This is a genomic window from Actinomadura napierensis (assembly GCF_039529375.1).
GTDB lineage: Bacteria > Actinomycetota > Actinomycetes > Streptosporangiales > Streptosporangiaceae > Spirillospora > Spirillospora napierensis.
This window is the reverse complement of the sequence record NZ_BAAAMR010000381.1, coordinates 1-571: the sequence shown is the minus strand read 5'-3', so window position 1 is coordinate 571 and position 571 is coordinate 1. Positions and strand designations below refer to the sequence as shown.

Annotated in this window: 1 protein-coding gene; it reads left to right on the top strand. The window is 41.2% G+C overall.

Annotation, left to right across the window (positions count from 1 at the left end):
- Nucleotides 1-571: 1,2-phenylacetyl-CoA epoxidase subunit PaaC (gene paaC, locus ABD296_RS50045; RefSeq protein WP_344285736.1), on the top strand; the 571-nt coding region annotated here is incomplete at both ends.

Below are 571 nucleotides of genomic sequence, written 5' to 3'. Positions count from 1 at the left end.
GAAATTGATATTGCCTTAGCCAATATCGGCTTGGACTTGTTAGGTCAAGCAAGAAACTTTCTAACGTTGGCTGGTCAATATGATGAAGCTAAGCGTGATGAAGACCAACTTGCGTATTTCCGTACAGAACGTGAGTTTTTAAACCTCTTGTTGTGCGAACAACCCAATGGTGACTTTGCACAAACGATTGTACGCCAATGGTTGATGGACCATTACCATCTTCATTTATTTACGGCCTTAGCGCAAAGCTCACTTCCTGAATTAAGTGCGCTTGCTGTCAAATCTTTAAAAGAAGTGAAGTATCACATTCGCTTTTCGACAAGCTGGATGGAACGTTTAAGTTTAAGCACAGATGAAGCGCATCAACGTGTACAAGACGGTTTAGATAATTTATGGCGCTTTACCGCTGAATTATTTGAACTGAGTGCAGACGAAAAAGCACTAGTTGCAGAAGGCGTGATTCCAGATTTTTCAAATGAAAAAGAACAATGGAACCAAACCATTGCAGATGAGCTTAAGCGTTTTGAATTAAATGTTGCTGTGAACGGTGCTTATCGCCGTGGTGCGAAAC